The 20,869-nt window shown below is 67.6% G+C and carries 21 protein-coding genes; 12 read left to right on the top strand and 9 right to left on the bottom strand.

Features of this window, described 5'->3' with window-relative positions; translation table 11 throughout:
• Positions 1-2: 2 nt before the first annotated feature.
• Positions 3-791 (top strand): hypothetical protein, encoded by a 789-nt coding sequence (locus DJ018_RS10880; protein ID WP_111514977.1) that lies wholly within the window; start codon positions 3-5, stop codon positions 789-791.
• A gap of 11 nt (positions 792-802) precedes the next feature.
• Positions 803-1,816 (top strand): L,D-transpeptidase, encoded by a 1,014-nt coding sequence (locus DJ018_RS10875; RefSeq protein WP_111514976.1) that lies wholly within the window; start codon positions 803-805, stop codon positions 1,814-1,816.
• Between the two features lie 226 nt (positions 1,817-2,042).
• Here the strand turns inward: DJ018_RS10875 and DJ018_RS10870 are convergent, their stop codons facing one another.
• Positions 2,043-3,386, bottom strand: a complete 1,344-nt coding sequence (locus DJ018_RS10870; protein WP_111514975.1) for a sensor histidine kinase — start codon at positions 3,384-3,386, stop codon at positions 2,043-2,045.
• 370 nt (positions 3,387-3,756) lie between these two features.
• Between DJ018_RS10870 and DJ018_RS10865 the strand changes: the two genes are divergently transcribed.
• On the top strand, positions 3,757-4,413 hold the full coding sequence (locus DJ018_RS10865) for an AraC family transcriptional regulator (RefSeq protein ID WP_165842883.1): 657 nt from the start codon (positions 3,757-3,759) through the stop codon (positions 4,411-4,413).
• Between the two features lie 49 nt (positions 4,414-4,462).
• Positions 4,463-5,944, top strand: coding sequence for a serine hydrolase domain-containing protein (locus DJ018_RS10860; protein ID WP_111514973.1), 1,482 nt, complete (start codon positions 4,463-4,465; stop codon positions 5,942-5,944).
• Positions 5,945-6,264: 320 nt separating this feature from the next.
• On the opposite strand, the gene DJ018_RS19185 is transcribed toward DJ018_RS10860, so the two are convergent.
• Positions 6,265-6,474, bottom strand: coding sequence for a hypothetical protein (locus DJ018_RS19185; RefSeq protein ID WP_165842863.1), 210 nt, complete (start codon positions 6,472-6,474; stop codon positions 6,265-6,267).
• A gap of 185 nt (positions 6,475-6,659) precedes the next feature.
• On the opposite strand from DJ018_RS19185, the gene DJ018_RS19420 reads away from it, so the two are divergent.
• Positions 6,660-6,797, top strand: coding sequence for a hypothetical protein (locus tag DJ018_RS19420; RefSeq protein WP_240609519.1), 138 nt, complete (start codon positions 6,660-6,662; stop codon positions 6,795-6,797).
• 108 nt (positions 6,798-6,905) lie between these two features.
• Here DJ018_RS19420 and DJ018_RS10850 read toward each other — a convergent pair whose 3' ends face one another.
• The 3 genes from DJ018_RS10850 to DJ018_RS19650 are packed head-to-tail and all read right to left on the bottom strand — an operon-like array spanning position 6,906 to position 8,771.
• Positions 6,906-7,679, bottom strand: coding sequence for a YsnF/AvaK domain-containing protein (locus DJ018_RS10850; RefSeq protein WP_111515293.1), 774 nt, complete (start codon positions 7,677-7,679; stop codon positions 6,906-6,908).
• A 17-nt stretch (positions 7,680-7,696) separates the two neighbouring features.
• On the bottom strand, positions 7,697-8,359 hold the full coding sequence (locus DJ018_RS10845) for an OmpA family protein (protein ID WP_165842882.1): 663 nt from the start codon (positions 8,357-8,359) through the stop codon (positions 7,697-7,699).
• Positions 8,352-8,771 (bottom strand): YsnF/AvaK domain-containing protein, encoded by a 420-nt coding sequence (locus DJ018_RS19650; RefSeq protein WP_111514971.1) that lies wholly within the window; start codon positions 8,769-8,771, stop codon positions 8,352-8,354. The genes DJ018_RS10845 and DJ018_RS19650 overlap by 8 nt, the downstream gene beginning before the upstream one ends.
• Positions 8,772-8,977: 206 nt before the next feature.
• Here DJ018_RS19650 and DJ018_RS19645 point away from each other — a divergent pair, with 206 nt between their 5' ends.
• Both DJ018_RS19645 and DJ018_RS10830 read left to right on the top strand, forming a co-directional pair.
• The gene (locus DJ018_RS19645; RefSeq protein ID WP_205853749.1) at positions 8,978-9,349 is read left to right on the top strand and encodes a DUF3761 domain-containing protein; all 372 of its coding nucleotides are present in this window, start codon (positions 8,978-8,980) and stop codon (positions 9,347-9,349) included.
• A gap of 149 nt (positions 9,350-9,498) precedes the next feature.
• Entirely contained in the window at positions 9,499-10,116 is a 618-nt protein-coding gene (locus DJ018_RS10830; protein WP_133254271.1) for a Gar/GrdA family gentamicin resistance ATP-binding protein, read from the top strand.
• A gap of 665 nt (positions 10,117-10,781) precedes the next feature.
• On the opposite strand, the gene DJ018_RS10825 is transcribed toward DJ018_RS10830, so the two are convergent.
• The 4 genes from DJ018_RS10825 to DJ018_RS10810 form a co-directional block, all read right to left on the bottom strand.
• Complete coding sequence (locus DJ018_RS10825; protein WP_111514968.1) at positions 10,782-11,267, bottom strand: helix-turn-helix domain-containing protein; 486 nt, start codon at positions 11,265-11,267, stop codon at positions 10,782-10,784.
• A gap of 373 nt (positions 11,268-11,640) precedes the next feature.
• The gene (locus DJ018_RS10820; protein ID WP_240609517.1) at positions 11,641-12,891 is read right to left on the bottom strand and encodes an RNA polymerase sigma factor; all 1,251 of its coding nucleotides are present in this window, start codon (positions 12,889-12,891) and stop codon (positions 11,641-11,643) included.
• Positions 12,878-13,225 (bottom strand): YciI family protein, encoded by a 348-nt coding sequence (locus tag DJ018_RS10815; protein ID WP_240609537.1) that lies wholly within the window; start codon positions 13,223-13,225, stop codon positions 12,878-12,880. Before DJ018_RS10815 ends, DJ018_RS10820 begins: the two co-directional genes overlap by 14 nt.
• A gap of 371 nt (positions 13,226-13,596) precedes the next feature.
• A complete protein-coding gene (locus DJ018_RS10810; protein ID WP_111514966.1) occupies positions 13,597-14,817 on the bottom strand; it encodes an MFS transporter in 1,221 nt (406 codons plus the stop codon).
• Between the two features lie 147 nt (positions 14,818-14,964).
• Between DJ018_RS10810 and DJ018_RS10805 the strand changes: the two genes are divergently transcribed.
• The 5 genes from DJ018_RS10805 (at position 14,965) to DJ018_RS10785 (ending at position 20,089) form a co-directional block, all read left to right on the top strand.
• Positions 14,965-15,948, top strand: coding sequence for an AraC family transcriptional regulator (locus DJ018_RS10805; protein WP_111514965.1), 984 nt, complete (start codon positions 14,965-14,967; stop codon positions 15,946-15,948).
• A gap of 119 nt (positions 15,949-16,067) precedes the next feature.
• Positions 16,068-16,979, top strand: coding sequence for an SDR family oxidoreductase (locus DJ018_RS10800; protein WP_111514964.1), 912 nt, complete (start codon positions 16,068-16,070; stop codon positions 16,977-16,979).
• A gap of 150 nt (positions 16,980-17,129) precedes the next feature.
• Positions 17,130-18,149: an AraC family transcriptional regulator gene (locus DJ018_RS10795; RefSeq protein ID WP_111514963.1), complete on the top strand. Its 1,020-nt coding sequence runs from the start codon at positions 17,130-17,132 to the stop codon at positions 18,147-18,149.
• Positions 18,150-18,243: 94 nt separating this feature from the next.
• Positions 18,244-19,158: a MipA/OmpV family protein gene (locus DJ018_RS10790; protein ID WP_111514962.1), complete on the top strand. Its 915-nt coding sequence runs from the start codon at positions 18,244-18,246 to the stop codon at positions 19,156-19,158.
• 79 nt (positions 19,159-19,237) lie between these two features.
• The gene (locus DJ018_RS10785) at positions 19,238-20,089 is read left to right on the top strand and encodes an SDR family oxidoreductase (protein ID WP_111514961.1); all 852 of its coding nucleotides are present in this window, start codon (positions 19,238-19,240) and stop codon (positions 20,087-20,089) included.
• Positions 20,090-20,869 lie beyond the last annotated feature (780 nt).

Raw genomic sequence — 20,869 nt, 5'->3', positions numbered from 1 at the left:
CCATGCGCATCAGCCGAAGTCTGCTCGGCATCTTCCTCGCGCTCGCAGCCAGCTCGGCCGCCGCGCAAAACACCCCGGCCGATGTACGCGACTTGGTTGGAGCGCGCGGATCTTCGGGCGAAGCTCAGCTTGCGGCGCGCGGCTACGTGAACGTCGGCGGACAGCAGGGAGACGACACCTCCTGGACCTACTGGTGGAACGACCGTCGCGGCGTGTGCCTTTCGGTCGCCACATCCAATGGCCGCTATCAGTCCATCGTCACCACTCCGGCTCCCGATTGCCGCCGCGGTGGCGGACAGGCACAGCGCCCGCCGAGTCGGCCGGAGTTCGGCGGCGGCTATCGTCCCGGGTATGGCGGCCCTCCCGGCTCGGGCGAGGAGCACATCACGCTCGTTTGCTATGGCGAGGGCCGCCGCCCGGTCGTCGAGAGCCGTCCTGGCTACGAGTGGGACAACAACAAAGACCACTATGTTCCGAAGAACCGGATGGAGCTTTCAAGCCAGAACTTCGACGCCACCGTGATGGTGGAGTTCTGGGGAAACACAGGCCGGATCCGGCCGGCAAGATCGCTGATCCCGCCCATCAACGCCGGCGGCGATGGCGGCTGGTGGCCGCTCACGGACGTATCCGTCGGGCGTGACAGGATCACAGCCCAGTTCCGGTTCAGCGCCCTCAACAAGCCACGGGTGCAGGTTGACCGTCGAAGCGGCAGGATCTCCGTCGAAAACGGCCAAGCCGGCTTCCGAGGGAACTGCGACACGGTCGACGAGCGCGACCATCGGCGCTTCTAAGTCGTCGCGCCATGCGCTTCACCCTGACCGCCGCTGCGCTTGCTCTAGGCTTGGCCAGCGCAGCGGGCGAGAAGGCACGCGCCCAAGGCCTGCCGGCGAGCTCGCCGGCCGAGCTCGCCCGCCAGGCGGAGTTGCTCAAGCCTGGTCAGTGGGTATGGCTCCCGCAGATCGCTCCGAGCGGCCCGCTCCTGATCTACGTTGATCTGTCGCGCCAGCTTGCCACCGTCTACCGCAACGGCGTGCGGATCGGCGTCAGCACCATCTCGTCCGGCAAGCCTGGTCACGAGACGCCAACTGGCGTTTTCACGATCCTACAAAAGGACGCAAAGCACCACTCGAGCCGCTACAACAACGCCCCTATGCCCTTTCAACAGCGCCTGACGTGGGACGGCGTGGCGCTGCATGCTGGCGGATTGCCGGGCTATCCCGAGAGCCACGGCTGCGTCCACTTGCCGATGGCCTTCGCCAGAGCCTTGTTCGAGGTGACGCACCTTGGCGCGACCGTCGTCATAGCCGGCGGAGCGGGTGACCATGTGCGCGCCGCGCCGGGCACATTGCTGGCTCCCGTCGAGGCTGGCGGACGAGCCGCATCGGCTGCCCCTCTGCGCGACCAAGAGTTCCGCTGGCGGCCGGAAGCCTCGCCACGCGGCCCGCTGACGGTCATTGTCTCAAGGCGCGATCAGCGCATCGTGGTGCTCAGGAACGGCGTGGAGATCGGGCGCAGCGTCGCCCTGGCGCCAAGCGCCGCCGCGGGCTTGCACGTCGCGACCTACGCGCCTGACGCCGACCGCCGGCCGCATTGGATCTTTCTAGGTGTGGCTGGCCACAAAGAAGAGGCTGGAAGGCCAGCGGACGAGATCCTGTTAAACAAGATTCAGGCGCCCCGGGCATTCCAAGCCGCACTCAGTGAAGCTCTGCGTCCGGGTGCTACGTTCGTGATCACCGACGCCGGGGTCGGAGCCGCCGCGGGCACGAAGCTCACTGTGCTTGATGGCGCATTGCTTGGGGGCGCACCGCCAAACTGAGGGGCGCCGGCACTTCGAAGTCCCGGCGACGAAGCAGGCTACTCCGCAGAATGTGCGCTTCCCGGCGGAGGCGAACATCCGCGTTCCGTCCAGCGTCTGCTCATCAGCAGCCAAGTGACTGTCCGCTCCGCGACCGGGGCCAAGTTCCGCTTCCGACCCAAGGCGTCATCGGCGAACAACGCCGAACTGGACGGCGCGGCCGGCACGGGGCGGCGCTGAGGCAAAGTTAAGTGGCCGAGAATTCCAGACGCACAGTAAGCCCCTCCGGCTTCCAGTCGTACTCGGCCTTGCCTCGAAGCTGTTCAGCCAACTGGCTGACGAGGCGTGCGCCGAAACCCTGCCGCTCGGGGGGCGCGTCCACGGCCGGGCCGCCCACCTCTTTCCACTCGAGTCTGAGGGTTGCGCCGGCCGACCAGGTCACAAGAACCTGGCCCTCCTCTTCGTGAAGTGCGCCGTACTTGATCGCGTTAGTGACGAGCTCGTGCACGATCATCGCCACAGGCTGCGCCTGTATGGCGGCGACCATCACGTCCGGCCCGTCCAGCACGTACCGCGCCGGCGGAACGAGCGCCGCCAGTTCCTGCGAAACCAGGCCTCGCAGTGAGGCGCCTTCCCACTTCTCCGCCGCAAGCATGCCTTGCGAGCGGGCGAGCGCATCCACCCGGCCAGCCACCACGTCCTTGAAGGTCTGAAGGTCAGGGGCACGGGTGAGCCGCAGGATGGATTGCACGACCGTCAGTGCATTTCGGGCCCTGTGGTCGACCTCCCGCATCAGCAGCTCGCGTGCCGCCAACGCCGCTTTTTCAGCGGTGATGTTCCGCACCTCGATGATTGTGCCGATCGACTTGGCGCTCTCATCCCGGATCGGGCTGGCGGTGAAGGCGACCGTGTAGAAGTTACCATCCTTGTGGACGAAGATCTCTTCGCCCTGCTGGTGGTTGTTCTCCGGGAAGGCGCGGTCGATCGGGCACTCTTCGAGCGGATACGGCGAGCCGTCCGGCCGCGTATGGTGGACCACATCATGCAGCGGCCTGCCGCGGGTCTCAGCCAGGGTGTAGCCCGTCAGCCGCTCGGCGGCCGCGTTCATGTAAGAACAGTGCTGATGCTCGTCCATCAGGAAGATGGCCACCGAGGCGTTGTCCAGCACGGCGTTGAGGCTGCGGTTCACCTCCGCAAAGCGCTCGGCTGAGCGGCGGTCTTCACCGATGTCCCGATAGAACAAGGCCAGGCCGCAGCTGGTCGGCACGGCGCGAATGCATAGCCAAATGTCGTGCAGGTCGGACCGGTAGCGATGCTCGAACTCGAGCGCTTCGCCGTCCATAGCGCGGCGGTAGTTGGCTTCAACAACCGTGCCCACACTGGCCGGGAACGCTTCCCAGTGGCTTTTTCCGATGAGTTCCTCCGGCGGACGTCCGTCCAGCCGCAGGGCTTCCCGGTTCATGAAGACGACGCGGTAGTGCTCATCGAGGAAGCAGACGGCCTCGTTGACATTATCCGCCAGAACCCTCGCCATCTCCTCGTTGAGGCGCGCGGTTCGACGCTGGCTGAACTCGAGATCTGCGTCCGCCATAGCTCCCCCAATCGCGCAGCATCTACGGCCACAGGCGCGGAGAGCGCAATGAAGCTTTCAACCGGCTCCGGTAGCACACCTGTGATGTCCGCTCTGGGGAGTCCTCCCAAGGTCAGCTATCGACCCGAATCAGATGTCGGCGCCTGCTCACAAGCGGACACGGGCTGCTCTGGGTGACACCCACAGCAGCCCTGTTGGAAGCCAGTCGCGGATTGGAGCGCCTTTGGTGCGTGAGCCGAGACAAAGCGGGGGCGATTGTCGCGTGCCGGTTTGCCGCTCTAGGATCATCGCGTTATCTGCCGGCATGTCTCAGACTCTCGAGGTTCGAAGCGCGCGGCTTGCCATCAGCCGGCGAAGCGAGACGAGGCTCGTGTACTACCCGCCGGGCCTGCGTCAGACCCGGCACGAGCATTCACGCGCCGAGATCTCGATGGTGCTGGCCGGCAGTTTCCGGGAGAGCCAGCCTGCGTCCGACTTTGCGGTCGACGCCGGGCGCCTGACCACGCGCGCGGCCGGCGCCGAACACGCGGTCACCTTCGGCGTGCGCGGCGCCTTGATCCTCAATCTCTCAGTGGGATCCGACGAAGGCGTGCCGAAGCACATCGGCTGGCGTTCCGCGAACCTGGCGTCTGTGCGCAGGGTCCTTGCGCATGATCCGGCGGAGGCGCTCTGGCGACTGGCCAAGCAGTCCGAGCCCTCAGGCGCCCGGATCGGCAGCGCGCCGCCTTGGGTGCGGAAAGCGCGCGAGCGGCTGCAGTGCACCCCGGTGTCTGTCGCCGAGCTCGCGGCCGAGTTTGGCGTGCACCGCGCCCACCTGACCCGCAGCTTCGTGAGTTGGTTTGGCGAGACGCCCAGCCGCTACCGCCGACGGATCATGGCCGAACGCGCTCTTTGCGCCTTCCTGACGGGCGGCTCGCTCGCCGAAAGCGCGCAGGCGGCCGAGTTCGCGGACCAGGCCCACATGAACCGGGCGATCGTCGAACTCACCGGCCTTGCGCCAGGGCGCCTTCGCAGGCTGCTCGGCTAGGTCACATCCGTTCAAGAACGAGGCTCGGCCGGATTGCTATGGCGCGGCGATGAAGCGTCGATCCTTGCTCGCCCTCCTTGTGTGGTTCGCCTCGGCTCAGGTCGCCTTTGGTGCGCCGTCGCCGACGGCCTTCCGCCGCGACATGGACGCCTTCGTCGCGCGCCTGAGCCGGACCCCGGGCGCTCCGCCAGGCTTCGTGGTCGTTGCGGTGACCGGCAACTCCACGCTCTACGAGCACGCGGGCGGCATGCGCGACGCCGACCGCGGGGCGCCGATGACCCTCGATACGCCCATCTACAACGCCTCCACCACCAAGGCCTACACCGGGCTGCTTGCCGCCATTCTGGATGAGAAAGGCGTGCTGCCGCTCAACACCCGCCTGGACCAGGCATGGCCTGAAGCTCAGCTGGGTGCTGGCGTGGGCGACGTCGCCGCGTCCCGCCTGCTCTCTCACACCTCGGGCCTGTCGGAAGGCGGCCTGGTCTTCCGGTCGGTCTACACCGGCCAGATCACCGCGACCGAGACACCCCGCCAGCTGGCGCGCTACGTCCAGCGTGGTCCCTCCGAGTTCCGCTATTCGAACTTCGGGCCGTTCGTCTACTCGGCCATGGCCGAAGCCCGGACCGGGCTGACCTGGCGTGACCTGCTGGCGCGTGAGGTGCTTTCGCCGCTGAAGCTGCGCCACAGCTCCGCGCGACTGGAGGACTTCCCCGTGGGCGATGTCGCGCGCTGCCACTCCCGCCGCGGCCAGGGCGGATGGACGCCGCTGGCCCTGAAGCCCACGGCGGCCCTCAACGCCGCGGGCGGCATGTACACCAGCGGACGGGACACAGGCCGCTTTCTGCAGATCTTCCTGCGCGGCGAGGCGGCGGCGGAAGGCGCCATTCCGGCGCGCACGCTGCGCCGCACCTGGCGCAAGGAGGCGCCGCAGTCCGCGACCTTCAACGGCCTCAGCCGGGACGGATACGGCCTTGGCTGGGATCTGGGCGAGTATGAAGGCTGGCGCTACGTCTCACGATCGGGCGGCTATGTCGGCTGCCGCTCCATCGCCCTGTTCATCCCGGAGCTCGATATCGGCGTCGCGGTGCTCTCCGTCGGAGACACAGGCGCGAACAGCTTCAACGTGGCTCTGGTTCAGCAAGCCCTCGACCTGTGGCGGGGGGATCCGCGCGCCACCGAGCGCGGCGCCCAGCGGATCGCCGACGGGGCGCGCAGCGCATCTGCCATCGCCCAGGCTGACAGCCAGTGGCGGGCCGCCCTGGACCGGACGAAGGGTGACCCCGTACCCGCGGGCCTCGCCGGCAGCTATCGCCACCCGCGGCTAGGTGAGCTGGTGGTCGTTTCAGGGGCGCATGGCCTGATCCTGCACGCAGGCGTCTTCAAGGCCGACCTTCTTCCGCTCGGCGGGGACGAGGTCCTGCTGGTATCGCAGGCGCTTGCGGATCCGGCTCCCGTCCGTTTCTCGCGGACAGCGACGGGCTCAATCAGTGCGCTTCAGTGGGATGACGACAGGTTCGAACGCATCCAGTGAGACCCGGCGCTGCGATGCAGCCAGGACGGCGGGCGGACTTCGCTGGCTGGCGATCGGCTGCGCGAAACCATTGCGCGTTTACGACGAGGCGGATCGGCTCTCCTTTGGCTGCACGTTCGAGGTGCGCGGCCCCGACGTCGGCGATCGAGACGTTCGAGGCCCTACCTCTTCACGGCCGACGCGCTGAACTCTGGCGAGGTCGCCGGAAGATCGTTGAGCGACGATCGAGACCACGAGCTTGAGCCCCTTTCGGGTCGCCGATGAACGCTCGGGCGTTCGGCGCTGCCCAAGGAGCCCGCCCTGCGAAGGATCCAGTCGTATCAACCGGGGCCGGCGAGAGCGCGGATCTTGCCGACCAACCTTGCTCCGTTCCAGATCTCGGCGGCGTCACAGCTGGCATGCTCCTGCAGCCATCGGCGCGCGGCGCCGCGGGCGAGATCATCATCAGCGAGATAGACGAAATCGGCCTGCGGCGACGACCCGTCGTTCCGCAGCCCTATGAACGTGTAGATGTTGAGGGCGTCAGCCATCGCAAGGCCTCTATAACCCAGCCGCCATGGGCCACCTGTCGGGTTTCCGACGATTGGGGGATCGCCAGCTTCGCCCTCGTCCCGCCGCTTCAGGTCCGGGTCATGGCCGCGGCCGGCGACGCGCCGAACCTCGCCTCGGCGGTCAACATCGGCGCCTTCAACCTCGGCACGCCATCGGAGCGGCCGTGGGTGGAGCCGTGATCGCCAGCGGGCTGGGCTATCCTGCAGTCGCGCTGGCCGGCGCCGCGGCGTCGGGCCTGGGCCTGCTGCTGGTCCTGGCGATGTCCCACCGGCGAACGGCCTTCGCCGTTGCAGCCGAGTAGGACGGGCGCCCGCTCCACGCCAGGAGCGGGCGTTCCCAGCCAATGAATGGTTCGGGTACAGCAACACCCGCCGCTCACGCGGCGGGCGTCCTTGCCTGAGGTCTGCGTTTAGCGCGGTTCAGGCCGAGTGCGGGTGTCTTCAATATCCACGTCCGTGCGACGAACGGTGTCCTGCACGTCTTCCACACGCTCGTCCTCCGAATTGAAGACGCGCACTTCCTCGACCACGCGGGCGGTCTTGCCGATGACCGCTTCTTCGCCGGTAGTGGAGACTTCGATCGACCGTTCCTGGAACGCGTCGTCAACGGCCGACAGGGGCTGGTTCACCGGCACCCGCTCGATCTCCACATGCTGCTCGCGCAGGCGCACCTGCTCGTGCACAGGGGTCTCGGTGACATAGGAGCGCACCTTGACGCCGCCGCGAGCAACTTCCCGCTTTCCGACGACCAGCTGCTCTTCGACCACGGGGATCGCCTGCTCGGAGCCGGTGTGCTCCACGGCGGCGAGGCCTTGGGCCGGGCGGTTCCAGCCTTCGGCGCGCCACTGCTGGCTGCGCTCATCGATGTCGATGGTGTTCGCTTCTTCGAGGACGCGGACCGCGGCGTCGGCGCGAGCTTCGTCCACGTCGGCGGTCACTAGGTAGCCGCCCCGCCGCACGCCTTCTTCATAGGCGTGGCGGTCGTCGTCAGGCAGGAAGGCGTTCTTGATCGATGCCCAGATGCCCGGCTGGCTGCCACTGGAGTAGGAGTCGTCGCGGTAGCCTGGGCTTGACTTGTCGTGGATACGGACGTCATCGGCGCCTAGGCCGGCGGCTTGCAGGCGCTCGACTGCGGCTTGCGCATCGCTGCGATCATCGAAGAATGCTGTGATGGTACGGGTCATGGATAGCTCCTTGGGGGTCATTTGGAGGTCACGATCAGGTCGGTGCGGCGGTTCTCGAACCGCCCTTCCGACGTGGCGTTGCTTTCGACGGGCTTGCTCTCGCCGCCGCTGGCGGTGCTGACACGGGACGGGTCTACCCCCGCCGCCACGAGAGCCTGGGACACGGCCGCCGCGCGTTGTGAGGCGAGCTGGGCGTTCTGGGCTTCGGATCCGCGAGCGTCGGCGAAGCCAATCAGCTGCACCCTGGCGTTGGGGTACGCGTTCAGGATCTGGGCGAGGGCCTGGATGGTGGGCTGGTCCACGCTGCGGATCACCGCGGCGTTGGTGTCGAAGTTCAGCTTGTCGAAGGTAAAGGTGCGGGGCGCCGGCGCATCTGAGGCCAAGAAGCGCTGCAACTCGTAGTTCAGGGTCTGCGGCGCCAAGCCGACGGTCTGTCCGCCTGGCAGCGTGACCTGCTCGACTGGCAGGGCGGCAGCCGCCTCTGCTGCTGGCGCGGCGGGCGCGGCTGGGGCGGTCTGGGGCGCGACTTCCGTTTCCCGCCTCCCGCACCGGCTGAGCAGCAGCAAGAGCGCGACGAGGGCCAGCGCGAGCAGAAGCCACAGCCGCCACTTAGGGGCCTTCTTCTTATCGACATGGACGTACTGGGGCGGCGCCCCCTGCTTGTGCGGGGGCTCACCCACGAGCGTCAGCTCCTTGTGGGTCGGTGTCGGTTGGGAGGTGTTCAACGACGGCGCGGGTGGCGCGGACGCTGCCCGGGATTTCCACCGGCTCGATGAAGGAGCGCCGCCGTACGATCACTTCTTCGATCACGAAGAGCTGCTTCACCACGACGGCGCGCTCCTCAACCACGCTGAGGATGAGGCAGTCACCCTCCTGACGGGGCGGCGGCGCTTCGAAAACCAGGTGGTTCACGGTCCGTCGCTCGACGTCGAGCTCTTGCCGCTCCAAGGCCGTTTCGAGGACGACCGGGCGTTCTTCGACCTGGGTGGTGACGCGGACTCGGTCTGTCTCCACCGCCTGCTTAGTGACGTGAAGTTTCTCTTCTACGATCGGTATAGCTTCTACTGGCGTTACAGCCGGATTTCTCTGCATAGCAGCGGTTAACCCTAGACGTCGGTGGTGACGTTTATCAGCAATAGCTGTCTTGTTTACTGAATCGTCGGGGCCGGAAGCGTCTGAAGCGCCAGCTAGTTCCTAGGGCTAAGGCAGCAACCCACGGGTGCATCGGGACGCGACAACTTTCGCAGACCTTTTGCATTCAATGAGAATTGAGGAAATTCCAGTCGCAGCAGGCGCCAATGCCATTATTCATCGCGAAAATATTCTTCGGCCTGGTTCTGATTGGAGGCGCAGGACATCTCCCGAGTGCTGCACGCGCCAGCAACCCGACGGGTGAGGCGCGGATGAAGCAGTGCGCCAACGAATGGCAGGCCCTCAAATCGAGCGGCAAAGCCGACGGCGTGAACTACCAGGCGTGGATGCAGCAATGCATGGCGTCTGGAGGGCCGTCGCCGCGTGTGTCGAAAAGCGTTTCGCCCCCCAGCACCGACGGCGTCCCGCCAAAGAGCTCCACCGCCAAGTGCCGAGACGGCACCTACACCTCGACCCGTGTACGGGCCGGAGCCTGTGCACGTCACGGCGGAGTGGAGCGCTGGCTTCAACCGGTTTGAAGGGGCCCGACCGCTCCGGGCGATTGTTCCGACTGAGCAGTCGTCCTGTCGCCGGTGAAACAACCTCCGCCAGCCCGCTCTCAAAATCGGAGCGCAGCGGCATAGTCCTGCGCCCCGCCGCTGGATGTCCGTTTTCGGGATCGATCCTGATGTCCGCGTTCAACCCGTTTGCAGACAGCCTGCGGGCTCCGCTACGCTTATGCATGTCGCGCGATGTCTTGATTGTTCTGCTGAATGGCCCTTTGGGCGTCGGCAAGTCCACGCTGGGCGAGGTGCTCGGCGAGGCGATCGAAGGATCGGTTACGCTGGATGGAGACTGGTTGACTGCGTGCAACCCACCGCCGGCTGACGAGACGTCGTATCTGCACGAGACGATAGCGCTCCTCGTCAAACACCATCTAGCGAACGGCTATAGCTGCTTTGTGATCAACCATTACTGGTCCACCCCGGCTCAGATCGCGGATCTCGCTGAACGCCTCCACGCTTTCACCTCCAACCTGCTCTTCCACTGCTTCCGCCTGACGCTTCCTGTGGAGGAGAACCTCCGGCGGATCGGCATCCGTCGCGCCTCCCGAGCTGTCGATGAAGCCGAGTTCGAGGATCAACATTTCCGGGAAGAGGCGGCCCTGTTCGCCCGTGCTGATGGCGTTGAGCTCGGCGTCCCATTCGACGCGTCAGCCCCACCTGATGTGCTCTGCCACCGCCTGCTTGCCATGCTCGGGATCTCCGGAGCTAACGAAAACGGTCCGCTGTCCACCGGGAGCTGACGCTCTGGATGCCCGCTCGTGGCATGCGGCGAATGTCCGCTCCTTGGACCCATGCGGCATTCATCAGCTCCTCGAAGCTGCGCAGGATCTTGAGAAAATCCACCTGGCCCTCGTGCTGACGGCTGGCGGGGCGAGGCTGCCAGCTAACGGCGTGAGGACCACGTGCTAAGGGGCCGGGAAGCGACCGGCGCGGCTTGCCCACCCTCGGATTGGAGAGCGGACCTTTCCGCAGTCTGCTTCCCACTCATTGCGGACATTGGGCGCGGAGCGTGAGGCGGTCCGCCAGAAGCGTCGCGGGACGGCGGCAAGGAGCCGACGACGGCCAACGATCCGCATTAGGTCGCCCGAGCTTCGGCGCAGCACGACCCCCAAAGCGTTGCCGCTGGTGGCTGTTCAAAGGAGGACCCGCATGCCGACCTAGGGTGAAGGCCTTCGACGGCGCGCGAGTTGCGTGCAGTTGCACGTTCCGCGCAGAAGACATGGCAGTTGCGCGCACGAAGTTTCAGGGGGCTTCAGATCAGGGCGGCTCGTGCGGAGCTATGGAGCCGCAGCCATCGGATCGCGGTGCGCGATCTGACTGCTGGTTCAGCCATCCCACGGCGGCAGGTGGCGCAGCGGCTGGACTAGATCATCTGCCTCAGCTTGGGCGCGTCGGCGATCGCCCCTCAGCAAGGGTCCAGCGACGGGCCCGAGCTGTTGCGCGTACGCTCCACGATCAGCCAGATCTTTGCGACGCTCGCGTAGATTTGCATCCGCAAAGGATCCAGTTGCTCCATAGCGAAGGCAGTTGGGTAGAGCCGGCTGTCGCGCCACTCCAGGTATCCCCGCTCAACAAGGCGGTGGACCTTCCTTCTGACTGTCTCTCTCGGAATGCCGCTCGCGTCCGCCACTGAGCGAACATTCGTGCCAAGGCCAGGGATGACCGGGACGGCGCGGCTGAGAAGGGCCGGGCGTGAGAGTTGTGCGAACTCAGGGGACGCCTGGGCACGCGTCAGGACATTCAGGAACACGGCCCAGTCTTCAAGATCCGGGAAGAAGGTCTGAGCGGATCGGACAACGGCTGCGAGTTCCGCCATGATCGGCGGGCCAGTAGCGGCGTAATGCTCGGCCAGGAGCTTCGCTACTGCGCTCGCGCTTTGAGACGGCTCCATGTGGAGGCAGCCCCTTCAGGTTACCGAAGTCTCGGCCGGAGAAACGCGGATCGCAAAGCGGGCGGTCAGCCTCGCCCCTGCCCCTTCGAGGCAGGCCCTGAACATCGTCGAACGCTATGCGTTCCAGCAACTAACATGCAGCAGGAACGCGCTCAGCTCGTCGGGCTTGCGCTCGTCGTCATCTTTGGTCCCGTGTCGTCATGCGGGCGTTCTGATCGGAGCCGACCGAGCCCTCCCCAGACCTGATCGCCGCCTCGAACCTGAGACGTCGTAGCTCCGTCCGTCCTCGTCAACGATCCGAACGCCACGTCTACCTTGCCGGACGAGCTCGGCGTCACATGCCGAGCTCGACTTGCTGATCCACAACGGCGCGCTAGCGCGCAGGCCTGGACCGACCAAGGGCTTTCGTCGCCTCGCTCATCCGCTGCTCAAGGAAGCGCCGCTCGGCGGGCGGCGGCGACAGGCGAAGCGCCGCCTGAAGCGCCTGGATGGCCGCTTCATAGTGGTCCGCATCGGCGCACAGTTGGGCCCGGGCGGCATGGTACGGGCGCCATGCCCGCACGCGAGGCTCGTCGGCCAGTCCCGCCAGCGCGCTCAATCCTTCGCCTGGCCCGAAAACCTTGCCCCGGCTGACCGCGCGGTTCACCTGCACGACCACGTCGGCGCGCACGGCCAGCAGCGCGTCATACAGCTTGGTGATCTCGATCCAAGGGGTGGCGCCCGTCTCCGCGCGTGACAGGTGGGCCGCGTGGATGGCGGCCTGGACCTGCCTCGGGCCCGGTCGGCCCAGCTCTGCGGCGCGTTCCAGCAGGACCGCGCCATCCGCGATCAGATCACGCCGCCAGAGGGCGGGATCCTGATCCTCCAGCGGGACCATCACACCGCAGCCGTCCAGGCGCGCCGGCCGCCGGGCTTCGGCGAACCGCACCAGGGCGGCCAGGGCGAGGACCTCCGGCTCTTGCGGAAGAATCTCGGCCAGCACGCCGGACAGCCGCAGCATCTCGGCGGCGAAGGGTGCGGCGTCGTCCGTCAGGGCGGCGTCCTCGAAGGCCTGTGCGTAGGCGACCTCCAGCGTCGAGAGCACCGCGTCGAGGCGCTCGGGCCAGTCAGACGGCTCCGGAATGGCGAACGGGACGCCGGCCGCCTGGATCTTCCGCTTGGCGCGGGTGATGCGCTGGAGCATGGCCGGCGCGCCGACCAGGAACGCCCGGGCCAGCCGCTCCGTGGAAAGGCCGCACACCACCTTCAGGGTGAGGGCCGCGCGGCTTTCCGGGGCGAGCGCCGGGTGGCAGCAGACAAAGATCAGGCGCAGGCGCTCGTCAGGGATCGGCTCCCGAGCGGCGATCAGGATTTCCTCGGGCGTGGCCTCCGGCTGCGGCAGGTCGTGCTGCGCGCGGTCCCGCACCGCCGCCTTGCGTCTGGCGTCGATGGCGCGGCGCATGGCGGCTCGCCAGAGCCAGGCGGCCGGATCGCGCGCCGGCTGCTGGCGCCAGGCGACCAGCGCCGCCGCCGCCGCATCCGAGAAGGCGTCCTCGGCAAGGTCGAGGTCACGGAAGCGCGCGGCCAGGGCGGCGACAATCCTCGGGCGCGCCGCCGCGATCCGCCCGCCGTCAGCCGTCCTCACGCATCAGCGGCCGGACCTCCACCTTGCCGCCCTCTGCAACAGGCACGCGCCTCGCGATCGCCAGCGCCTGGTCGAGGTCATCCACCTCGATCATGTAGTAGCCGCCCAGCTGCTCGTGGGTCTCCGCGAACGGACCATCGTGCAGCGTCTGCCGACCCCCCTGGGTCACGACCGTGGTGGCGGTGTCGACGCCCTGAAGGCCGGCGCCGCCCGTCTGAACGCCGGCGGCGATCAGCTCCTCCGCCAAAGCCATGTGCTTGGCCACGATCTCGGTCAGGCGCCGCTCGCCGGCTTCCCCCTGGTACGCGGACTCCGGCTCATAGATCAGAAGCATGTACTGCACGGTTTTGGTCCCCCCTTCGGGCTCGAGAATGTCCGACGCCCAGCGTGGCGTCAGCAGGGAGACGTGGAGGACCGGCCGGATTCGACAGGCCTTCGCCTTTTTCGTCAGCCACCCAGGTCACCGCGAACCCACGCGCGGTCCGCGGATCGCTCCATGGCTCCGACGAAGGCTACAGAGCCGGAGGCGCTTCGACGGCGAAGGTCGCACCAAGCCGTCTGTGCGCCCGCTACATCAACGGCCCCAGAGCTGCCGGTCAGCTCCGCGCCAGAAGCAGACATTGGCGTCACCGCCGAAAGCGGCCATTCAGAACCAAGCCCGCCGCTATGTAGAACAACGGGCTCGTTCTTGCCGCTGCTGACGGCTTAGCGGGTGCGGAAGAGCGCCGCCGTGCACCGGCGGTTTGCGACGAATGTCGCCAGGCCAGCCAGGACGCTGGCCGCGGGCACGATCAGCAGGCCGAGCCCAAGACCGTTGGAAACCTGCGCGGCGCTGGCGGCGTCGCTGACCATCCCGACGAACAGCGGCGCCAACGCCGGACCCAGCAGGCCGGAGGCGATCATTAGCAGGCTGGAGGCCAGCGCCTGACGCCCCGGCCCCGCCACCAGGTGCGCCGCGCCGAAGACGGCGGGCAGCAGGAAGGCGAACGACAGCATCCCGGGGACAAACAGCGCGATCGACATCCAGCCGACCGGCGCGAACAGCGCCGCGGTTGTGGTCCCGGCGGCGATCAGCAGCAGCACCGCCTGCGCCCCCAGCAGGCCGCCGCGCCCGGAGGCGACCGCGCGATCGAACAGCCGGCCGCCCCCCAGCGTGCCGATGACGCCCATCCCGCCCTGCAGCAGGCCAAAGGCGAGACCGACCTCTCCGGCGGTGAAGCCATGGGTGCGGATGAGGAAGGGCGCGCCGAAGGCGTAGAACGGGGCCGAGGCGAAGCCGAGCGCCACCCCGCCGATCATCAGCCAGCGAAAGGCGGGGGACGAGAGGAGACGCAAGCTTGCCTGGGCGAAGGGCTCGGCCGTGTCCGCGCTCGTCTTCGGCGGCGGCGTGGGCCCGGATGTCACGACGGTGAGGACGGCGATCAAGCCGCCGATGGCTCCGGCTCCGATCAACGCCGGCCGCCAGCCGAGCGTGTCCGCGAGGGCCCCGCCTGCAGCGAACCCGACCATGGTGCCGAGCGGTATGCCCATCGAGAACAGTCCGATGGCGAGGCCGCGCCGCGTCTGCGGAATCTTCCGGGCGATCAGGGCATGGGCGGACGGGATCGCGCCGGCTTCGCCCAGCGCCACACCCAAACGGCTGGCCGCCAGCAGGGCGAAGCTTCCGGCGAGGCCGCCGAGCGCCGTCATGGTGCTCCAGACCAGAATGCACGAAACGAGCACGAGCCGTGGCGAGCCCTTGTCCGCAAGACGGGCGATCGGCAGCGACAGCAGCGTGTAGCAGACCGCGAACGCCGGGCCGGTCATGAGGCCGATCTGGGTGTCGCTGAGCGATAGCTCCCGCTTGATCGACTCCGCCAAGATGAATGGAAGTATTCTATCGACCTGACAGAACATACTGACGAGCACGAGCGTGAGCAGGAGCATCAACGATCGCGTGTTGCTGAGACCATCTTGATGGTCGACCCTCAGAACTCTTCCGATTTCTGTTGACGATGCGCTTCCATTGAGCATTGTACGCACTCACCCGGCTGATTGGCGCCATCACGCTAGAGGGAGTGTCTTGTGGTCAGAATGCCGGAAGCCGCAGAATTTCTGCCTATTCCTACAACCGCCGTCGCGACCGCCGAGCCGGAGAAGCCCGGCCTGGGATTGCTGCTGTCGACCGTCGAGACCTATGTGTCCGCACGCGGCGGCGGAGAGGGACTGTTCAAGACGCCGATGAGCGGCGTCCACATCATCCGCTCTTTTGAAGCGCGCATGCCCAATCGGCAGATGTATCGCCCGTCCCTGTGCGTGGTTCTGCAGGGCGGCAAGCAGATCCATTTCGGCGAGGACACGCTGAACTACGGCGCGATGGAATGCCTGGTCGTCAGCATGGAGCTCCCGGCGGCGGGGCGCATCATCCAGGCGAGCGCCGACGAACCGTTCGTAGGCCTGACCATAGACCTCGACCTCGGCATGGTGCGCGAAACCGTGCAGCAGCTCGCCCCGCCGGCGACGCAGCCCGTCGCGCCGAGCGGCGCCTGCGCCTTCGTCGTCAAGGTCGATGGCGGCCTGGCGGACGGCGTTCAGCGCCTGGTGCGGCTCGCCGAAACCCCCGAGGCCGTTCCCGTTCTCTATCCGCTGATCATGCGCGAGATCTGCTACTGGCTGCTCAGCGGCCAGAACGGCGACATGTTCCGGAAGCTCGCCATGCCGGAGACCCACGCGGAGCGGGTGGCCAAGGCGCTCCGCCTCCTGCGCGACAACTTCAGCCGGGCGCTTCGGGTCGAGGAGCTGGCGGACACGGCCGGCATGAGCCCCTCGTCCTTCCATCAGCACTTCAAGGCGCTGACTTCGATGACCCCGCTGCAGTACCAGAAGCAGCTGCGATTGCTCGAAGCGCGACGGCTGATGGTGGCGGAGACCGCCAACGTCGCCCAGGCCGCCTATGAGGTCGGCTATGAGAGCGCGTCCCAGTTCAGCCGGGAGTACGTCCGGATGTTCGGCGTCGCTCCGAAGCGCGACGTGATGAACTATCGCGCCTTGCTGGAGCAAGCCACCCGCCACGTCTGAACCGGCTCCGTCGTAGGATCAGGCACGTTTTCCGCGACTTCGGGCATGGGGCCCGCGCGCCATGGGTCCTATGTCCCCACGAGGGCGCCGGAAGGCGCGTTCGTAGGAAGGCCGAAGACGTGACCAGGTGGACGACCGAGTACATCCCTTCGCAGCGCGGCCGTCGGGCGGTCGTCACCGGCACGGGCGGCTTGGGCTATGAGGATGCGCTGCAGCTGGCGCGCGCCGGCGCCGAGGTGATCATCGCCGGCCGCAACCCGGCCAAGGGCGCGGAGGCGGTCCACGGCATCCGTGAGTCAGCGCCCCGGGCCAACGTACGGTTCGAACGGGTCGACTTGGCGGATCTGGCATCCGTCGCCGCCTTCGGCGAGCGCCTCAAGGGCCAGCTCGACGGGCTCGATCTCCTGATCAACAATGCGGGGGTCATGACGCCTCCGAAGCGCCAGACCACCGCCGACGGGTTTGAGCTCCAGCTCGGGGCCAACCACCTCGGGCACTTCGCCCTGACGGCCGCGCTCCTGCCGCTGCTGCGGAATGGCGTTTCCCCGCGCATGATCAGCGTCTCCAGCGTCGCCGCCCGACAGGGCGAGATCGACTTTGATGACCTGAACGCGGAGCGAAGCTACCGTCCCATGCCGGTGTACGCCCAGTCCAAGCTGGCCTGCCTGATGTTCGCGCTGGAATTCGACCGCCGAAGCCGATCCGCGAGCTGGGGCGTCGCCGGGATCGCCGCTCACCCCGGCGTCGCCCGCACCCAGCTGCTCTTCAACACGCCAGGCGGCCATCCCATGCGCCGGGTCCGTAGCGCCCTTTGGTTTCTGTTCCAGCCCGTGCCGCAGGGCGCCTTGCCGACGCTGTTCGCCGCCACGGATCGAAGCGCGCAGGGCGGCGGCTACTACGGGCCGGACGGCCCCGCCGAAGTCCGCGGCTTCCCCGCGCCGGCCAAGATCCCGCCGCGCGCGCTGGACGAAACGGCCTGCGCGCGGCTGTGGGAGATGTCGGAACAGCTGACTGGCGTTCAGTTGCGATAAGTCGATAGCCGCGAGATCTGCAATCGCCTCGCGAAGCTTGGGAAGCCGGCGCCCGCCTCGGGCCCGCCGCCCGCCGCAGCACAGTTGACCCGAGGCTCCAGAGGACGACCGATCAAACGGACTGCCTCAGAGTGTGGAGGTCCCTTCCCCATGACGGGTTCGCTGACGCGCAACATCACCATCGCGGAGACGGCGCAAGAGGTCGCCGCCGCCCTGGCTGCGCCGCTGCAAACGGCGGCCACGGCCTACGTCGAGGCGCACGGCGGCGGCGAAGGTCGGTTCAGCACGCCGATGCGCGGCGTGCACCTGATGCGCGCCTTCCGCGAGAAGATCCCGCCGCAGGAGATCTACAAGCCGTCCCTCTGCGTCGTCATCCAGGGCGCCAAGCAGCTGGTGTTCGGGGACGACACCCTGGACTACGGCGCGATGGAATGCCTGATCGTCAGCGTCGAGCTCCCGGCCAGCGGCCGCGTAACCCGGGCAAGCGCCGAGACGCCCTTCCTCGGCGTCAACATCGAACTCGACACGAGCATGGTGCGCGAGGTGCTGCAGCAGCTGCCTTCGGCGCGCGTCGACAGCGAAGCGACGGCCCTGGGCGCCTTTGTCGGGAAGGTCGACGCCGCCCTGGCCGACGCCGTGCTTCGCCTCATCCGGATCGCCGACACGCCGGAGGCTGTCCCGATCCTCTACCCCGCCGCCATGCGCGAGATCTGCTATCGTCTCCTGACCGGCCCTCACGGCGACCATCTCCGCAAGCTGGCGCTGCCGGGGACCCACGCCCAGCGGATCGCGAAGGCGATCTATCTGCTGCGCGATCACTTCAACCAGACGCTCAGCGTCGATCAGCTGGCCGAGGCCTCGAGGATGAGCGCCTCGTCCTTTCATCAGCACTTCAAGGCGCTGACCTCCATGACGCCGATCCAGTATCAGAAGCAGCTGAGGCTTCTCGAGGCCCGCCGGATGATGGTCATGGAGGCCGCCAAGGTCGGAGAGGCCGCCTACCAGGTGGGCTATGAAAGCCCCTCCCAGTTCAGTCGTGACTACGCGCGCATGTTCGGCGCCGCGCCAAAGCGTGACGTCGCGAGTGCAAGGTCTTCCTGGCCGACGCGGCCCGCTGAGCGGCGAGACCGCCCCACGGCGAGGTGTGGACCTTCGAAGAACGCGACCTGACATCCCGGAGGATCGGGCAAGTTTTGTCGGGCTTCAGGCGCGCGGTCCAGCCGGGGCTCCGGGACAATGGCTTCACTCAAACGTGGAGCCAACGATGCGCAGACCCGCCTCCCGCCGAAACCCCGGGGCAAAACCCCACGGCGCGCCGCCAACCGCAACGATCGAGATCGAGGTGCCGGCCTGGGACTCCGACGGGGATCGCTCGCGGCCGAACATCCGCGCCTTCCTGCTTATCGCCGCGGCTGGCGGACTGAGCCTGCCGGCCGCCGAAGCGTCGGCGCAAACATCGCCTGCCGATGGCGCGCCGCAGGGCGTCGTGGCGGTTGGCGTCGGCATGGCGCCGGACTTCGACGGCGCCGATAGCGTCCGGGCCATTCCCTTCGCCTTCGGAACTGTCGATCTGGGCGGCGCCGACTTTCACCTTCGCGGGCTGCAGGCGCGCGCAGACCTGGCGTCGGATTCACGGCTATCGTTCGGGCCCGTCGTAAGCGGACGGCTCTCGCGGACCGACGCCGACGGGCCCGTCGGACAGCTTTCTGAGTTGGACACCGCGATCGAAGCGGGGGCGTTCGTGGGTTACCAGTTCGGCGGCGACTCGGCCGGCCAAGGTTCGGTGCTCACAGAACTCACGCTCCTCCACGACGTCTCCGGCGTGCACGACGGCCTGCTGATGACGGCGAGCGCCAGCTACGCCGCGGTCCGCAGGCCGGACTACGTCCTCTCGTTCGATGTTCAGGCGACCTGGGCGGACGCGGACTACGCCACGACCTATTTCGGCGTCTCGGATGTCGAAAGCGTGCGAAGCGGCCTGCCCGCCTACAGCGCCGGGCACGGGATGCGCGACCTCGGTCTCGGGGTGACCGCAGGCTACTGGTTCACCCCGAGCCTCGGCGTGATCGGCCGGGCGGGCGCCGTCTACCTGGTGGGGGACGCCGCGGACAGTCCGATCGTCGATGCCGGGAGCCGCTGGCAGCCGACCGCAGGCGTCGCCCTCGCCTACCGGTTCTGAGCCGCCCTCCCCCAAACGTCCCGCCTCGGAGCGGGGCCCGCCGGCCCATCGGCCGTCCTTCAGCAACAGGCTATTTCCCATGACTGACACCTCCCGCCGCGCCTTGCTCGCCCTTGCAGCTGCCGGAGCGCCGGCGCTTGCCGCCGGAGCCGCGTCCGCACAGTCCCGACCGTCGACCCGCTTAGACGCCGCTCCGCCGCGAGCGGGCGCCCCCCGCGTCGCCCTGGTCACCGGCTCCTCCCGGGGTATCGGCGCGGCCACCGCCCGGCGCCTGGCGCGCGACGGGTACTTCGTCACCGTGAACTACCTGACGAACGCCGAATTGGCGGCTGGGGTGGTCAGGAGCATCGAGGCCGCCGGCGGACGCGCCATCTCCCGGCAGGCCGACGTCGCCGACCCGAGCGCGGTGCGCAGCTTGTTCGATGCAAACGAGCAAGCTTTCGGCGGCGTCGACGTGGTGGTCAGCAATGCCGGCATCATGAACGTGGCGCCCATGGCGCAGATGACGGACCAGGGCTTCGACCGGATGATCGCCACCAACCTCAAGGGAAGCTTCAACGTCCTGCGCGAAGCGGCCCGTCGAACCCGGGACGGCGGCCGCATCATCGCCCTCGCCTCCACCTCGATGACCCAGAAGCGCGCCACCCACGGCCCTTACGCCGCCACGAAAGCCGCTCAGGAAATGTTCGCCGGTTCGCTGGCGAAGGAGCTGGCTGGCCGTCGCATCTCGGTCAACGCGATCGCCCCCGGCCCGACGAACACCGACCTGTTCCGCGTTCCGCCGCAGGTCCGGCGGATGGCGGCGGAGCAGATCCCCTACGGGCGCATCGGCGAGCCCGAGGACGTCGCCAACGTAATCGCCGCGCTGTGCTCCGGCGACGGCGAATGGATCAACGGCCAGCTCGTCTTCGCAAACGGCGGCTTCTTCTGAGACCCGCGCAAGATGGCGCGACAGCCCGTCCCGACGGCAAGCGCTTCCCGCAACACAAGCAAGGCAGGCTCCAGGTGGCCTCCGAACTGAGAACGCAACACCGGCGTCGGCTCCGGTCGGCGGGGGCCGATTGCTCCCGCAGTCACCTCGGTTTGCCGGCCCGCCGTAACGGGTTCGCGGAGCCGCTTGGCGAACTGCTTGATCGCCTCCTCAGCGAACCGCCCGGAGGCGCCCTCGAGCCAGCAAGCGAGCGGCTGACGCTCATAGACTGGCTTCTCGATGACGCCAGACTTGAGCCTGAAGCCGAGTCCGACATCGGCCTGAGCCTAGGCGGTTCGGAGGATCTGCTCGTGCCAGCCGCCATCCTGGGACTGGCCGGAGCAACCAGCGGCTAAGCGCCAGAAGCAGATATTAGCGTCTCTTCCAAAAGCGGACCTTCAAGCGCCCGTTCGGCCGCCCTCACCTGCCCTGCGGACGTCTATGGGTGGTTAGCGGGCGTTCGACGATCCTCCGCCGAAGGCGCTCGGTATAGAGGTTCGCCCGTGACCCTGGCCATCTCTGAACGCGACCGGTGCAACGTGGGTGACCTGCTCTGCGGAACGTCCGTTACGGGTCATCAGCTGCATGTCCACGCTCGCCGCGGTGAAGCCTGCCTTCTCGCCGATCTAGTCGCGCTTAGCGAACCTCCCGCGACACCACGAGGTCGCAATGGCCGGTTCCTGATGAACGGACGCAAGATCTACCTGCGGCGGCAGGCCTCGCCTGAGGTTGCAATAAACC

The sequence above is a fragment of the Phenylobacterium deserti genome (assembly GCF_003254705.1).
Classification (GTDB): Bacteria; Pseudomonadota; Alphaproteobacteria; order Caulobacterales; family Caulobacteraceae; genus Phenylobacterium; species Phenylobacterium deserti.
The sequence above is the reverse complement of the archived record's forward strand: the minus strand, read 5'-3'. Positions and strand labels throughout refer to the sequence as shown.

Bases quoted from the DNA above. Each gene is read 5' to 3' on its own strand.
- DJ018_RS10795 (WP_111514963.1), top strand. From the start codon at position 17,130: ATGACGGGTTCGCTGACGCGCAACATCACCATCGCGGAGACGGCGCAA.
- DJ018_RS10815 (WP_240609537.1), bottom strand. From the start codon at position 13,225: ATGCTTCTGATCTATGAGCCGGAGTCCGCGTACCAGGGGGAAGCCGGC.
- DJ018_RS10785 (WP_111514961.1), top strand. From the start codon at position 19,238: ATGACTGACACCTCCCGCCGCGCCTTGCTCGCCCTTGCAGCTGCCGGA.
- DJ018_RS10790 (WP_111514962.1), top strand. From the start codon at position 18,244: ATGCGCAGACCCGCCTCCCGCCGAAACCCCGGGGCAAAACCCCACGGC.
- DJ018_RS10825 (WP_111514968.1), bottom strand. From the start codon at position 11,267: ATGGAGCCGTCTCAAAGCGCGAGCGCAGTAGCGAAGCTCCTGGCCGAG.
- DJ018_RS10850 (WP_111515293.1), bottom strand. From the start codon at position 7,679: ATGACCCGTACCATCACAGCATTCTTCGATGATCGCAGCGATGCGCAA.
- DJ018_RS19185 (WP_165842863.1), bottom strand. From the start codon at position 6,474: ATGGCTGACGCCCTCAACATCTACACGTTCATAGGGCTGCGGAACGAC.
- DJ018_RS10870 (WP_111514975.1), bottom strand. From the start codon at position 3,386: ATGGCGGACGCAGATCTCGAGTTCAGCCAGCGTCGAACCGCGCGCCTC.
- DJ018_RS10810 (WP_111514966.1), bottom strand. From the start codon at position 14,817: ATGCTCCTGCTCACGCTCGTGCTCGTCAGTATGTTCTGTCAGGTCGAT.
- DJ018_RS10805 (WP_111514965.1), top strand. From the start codon at position 14,965: ATGCCGGAAGCCGCAGAATTTCTGCCTATTCCTACAACCGCCGTCGCG.
- DJ018_RS10880 (WP_111514977.1), top strand. From the start codon at position 3: ATGCGCATCAGCCGAAGTCTGCTCGGCATCTTCCTCGCGCTCGCAGCC.
- DJ018_RS10860 (WP_111514973.1), top strand. From the start codon at position 4,463: ATGAAGCGTCGATCCTTGCTCGCCCTCCTTGTGTGGTTCGCCTCGGCT.
- DJ018_RS19645 (WP_205853749.1), top strand. From the start codon at position 8,978: ATGCCATTATTCATCGCGAAAATATTCTTCGGCCTGGTTCTGATTGGA.
- DJ018_RS19650 (WP_111514971.1), bottom strand. From the start codon at position 8,771: ATGCAGAGAAATCCGGCTGTAACGCCAGTAGAAGCTATACCGATCGTA.
- DJ018_RS10830 (WP_133254271.1), top strand. From the start codon at position 9,499: ATGTCCGCGTTCAACCCGTTTGCAGACAGCCTGCGGGCTCCGCTACGC.
- DJ018_RS10875 (WP_111514976.1), top strand. From the start codon at position 803: ATGCGCTTCACCCTGACCGCCGCTGCGCTTGCTCTAGGCTTGGCCAGC.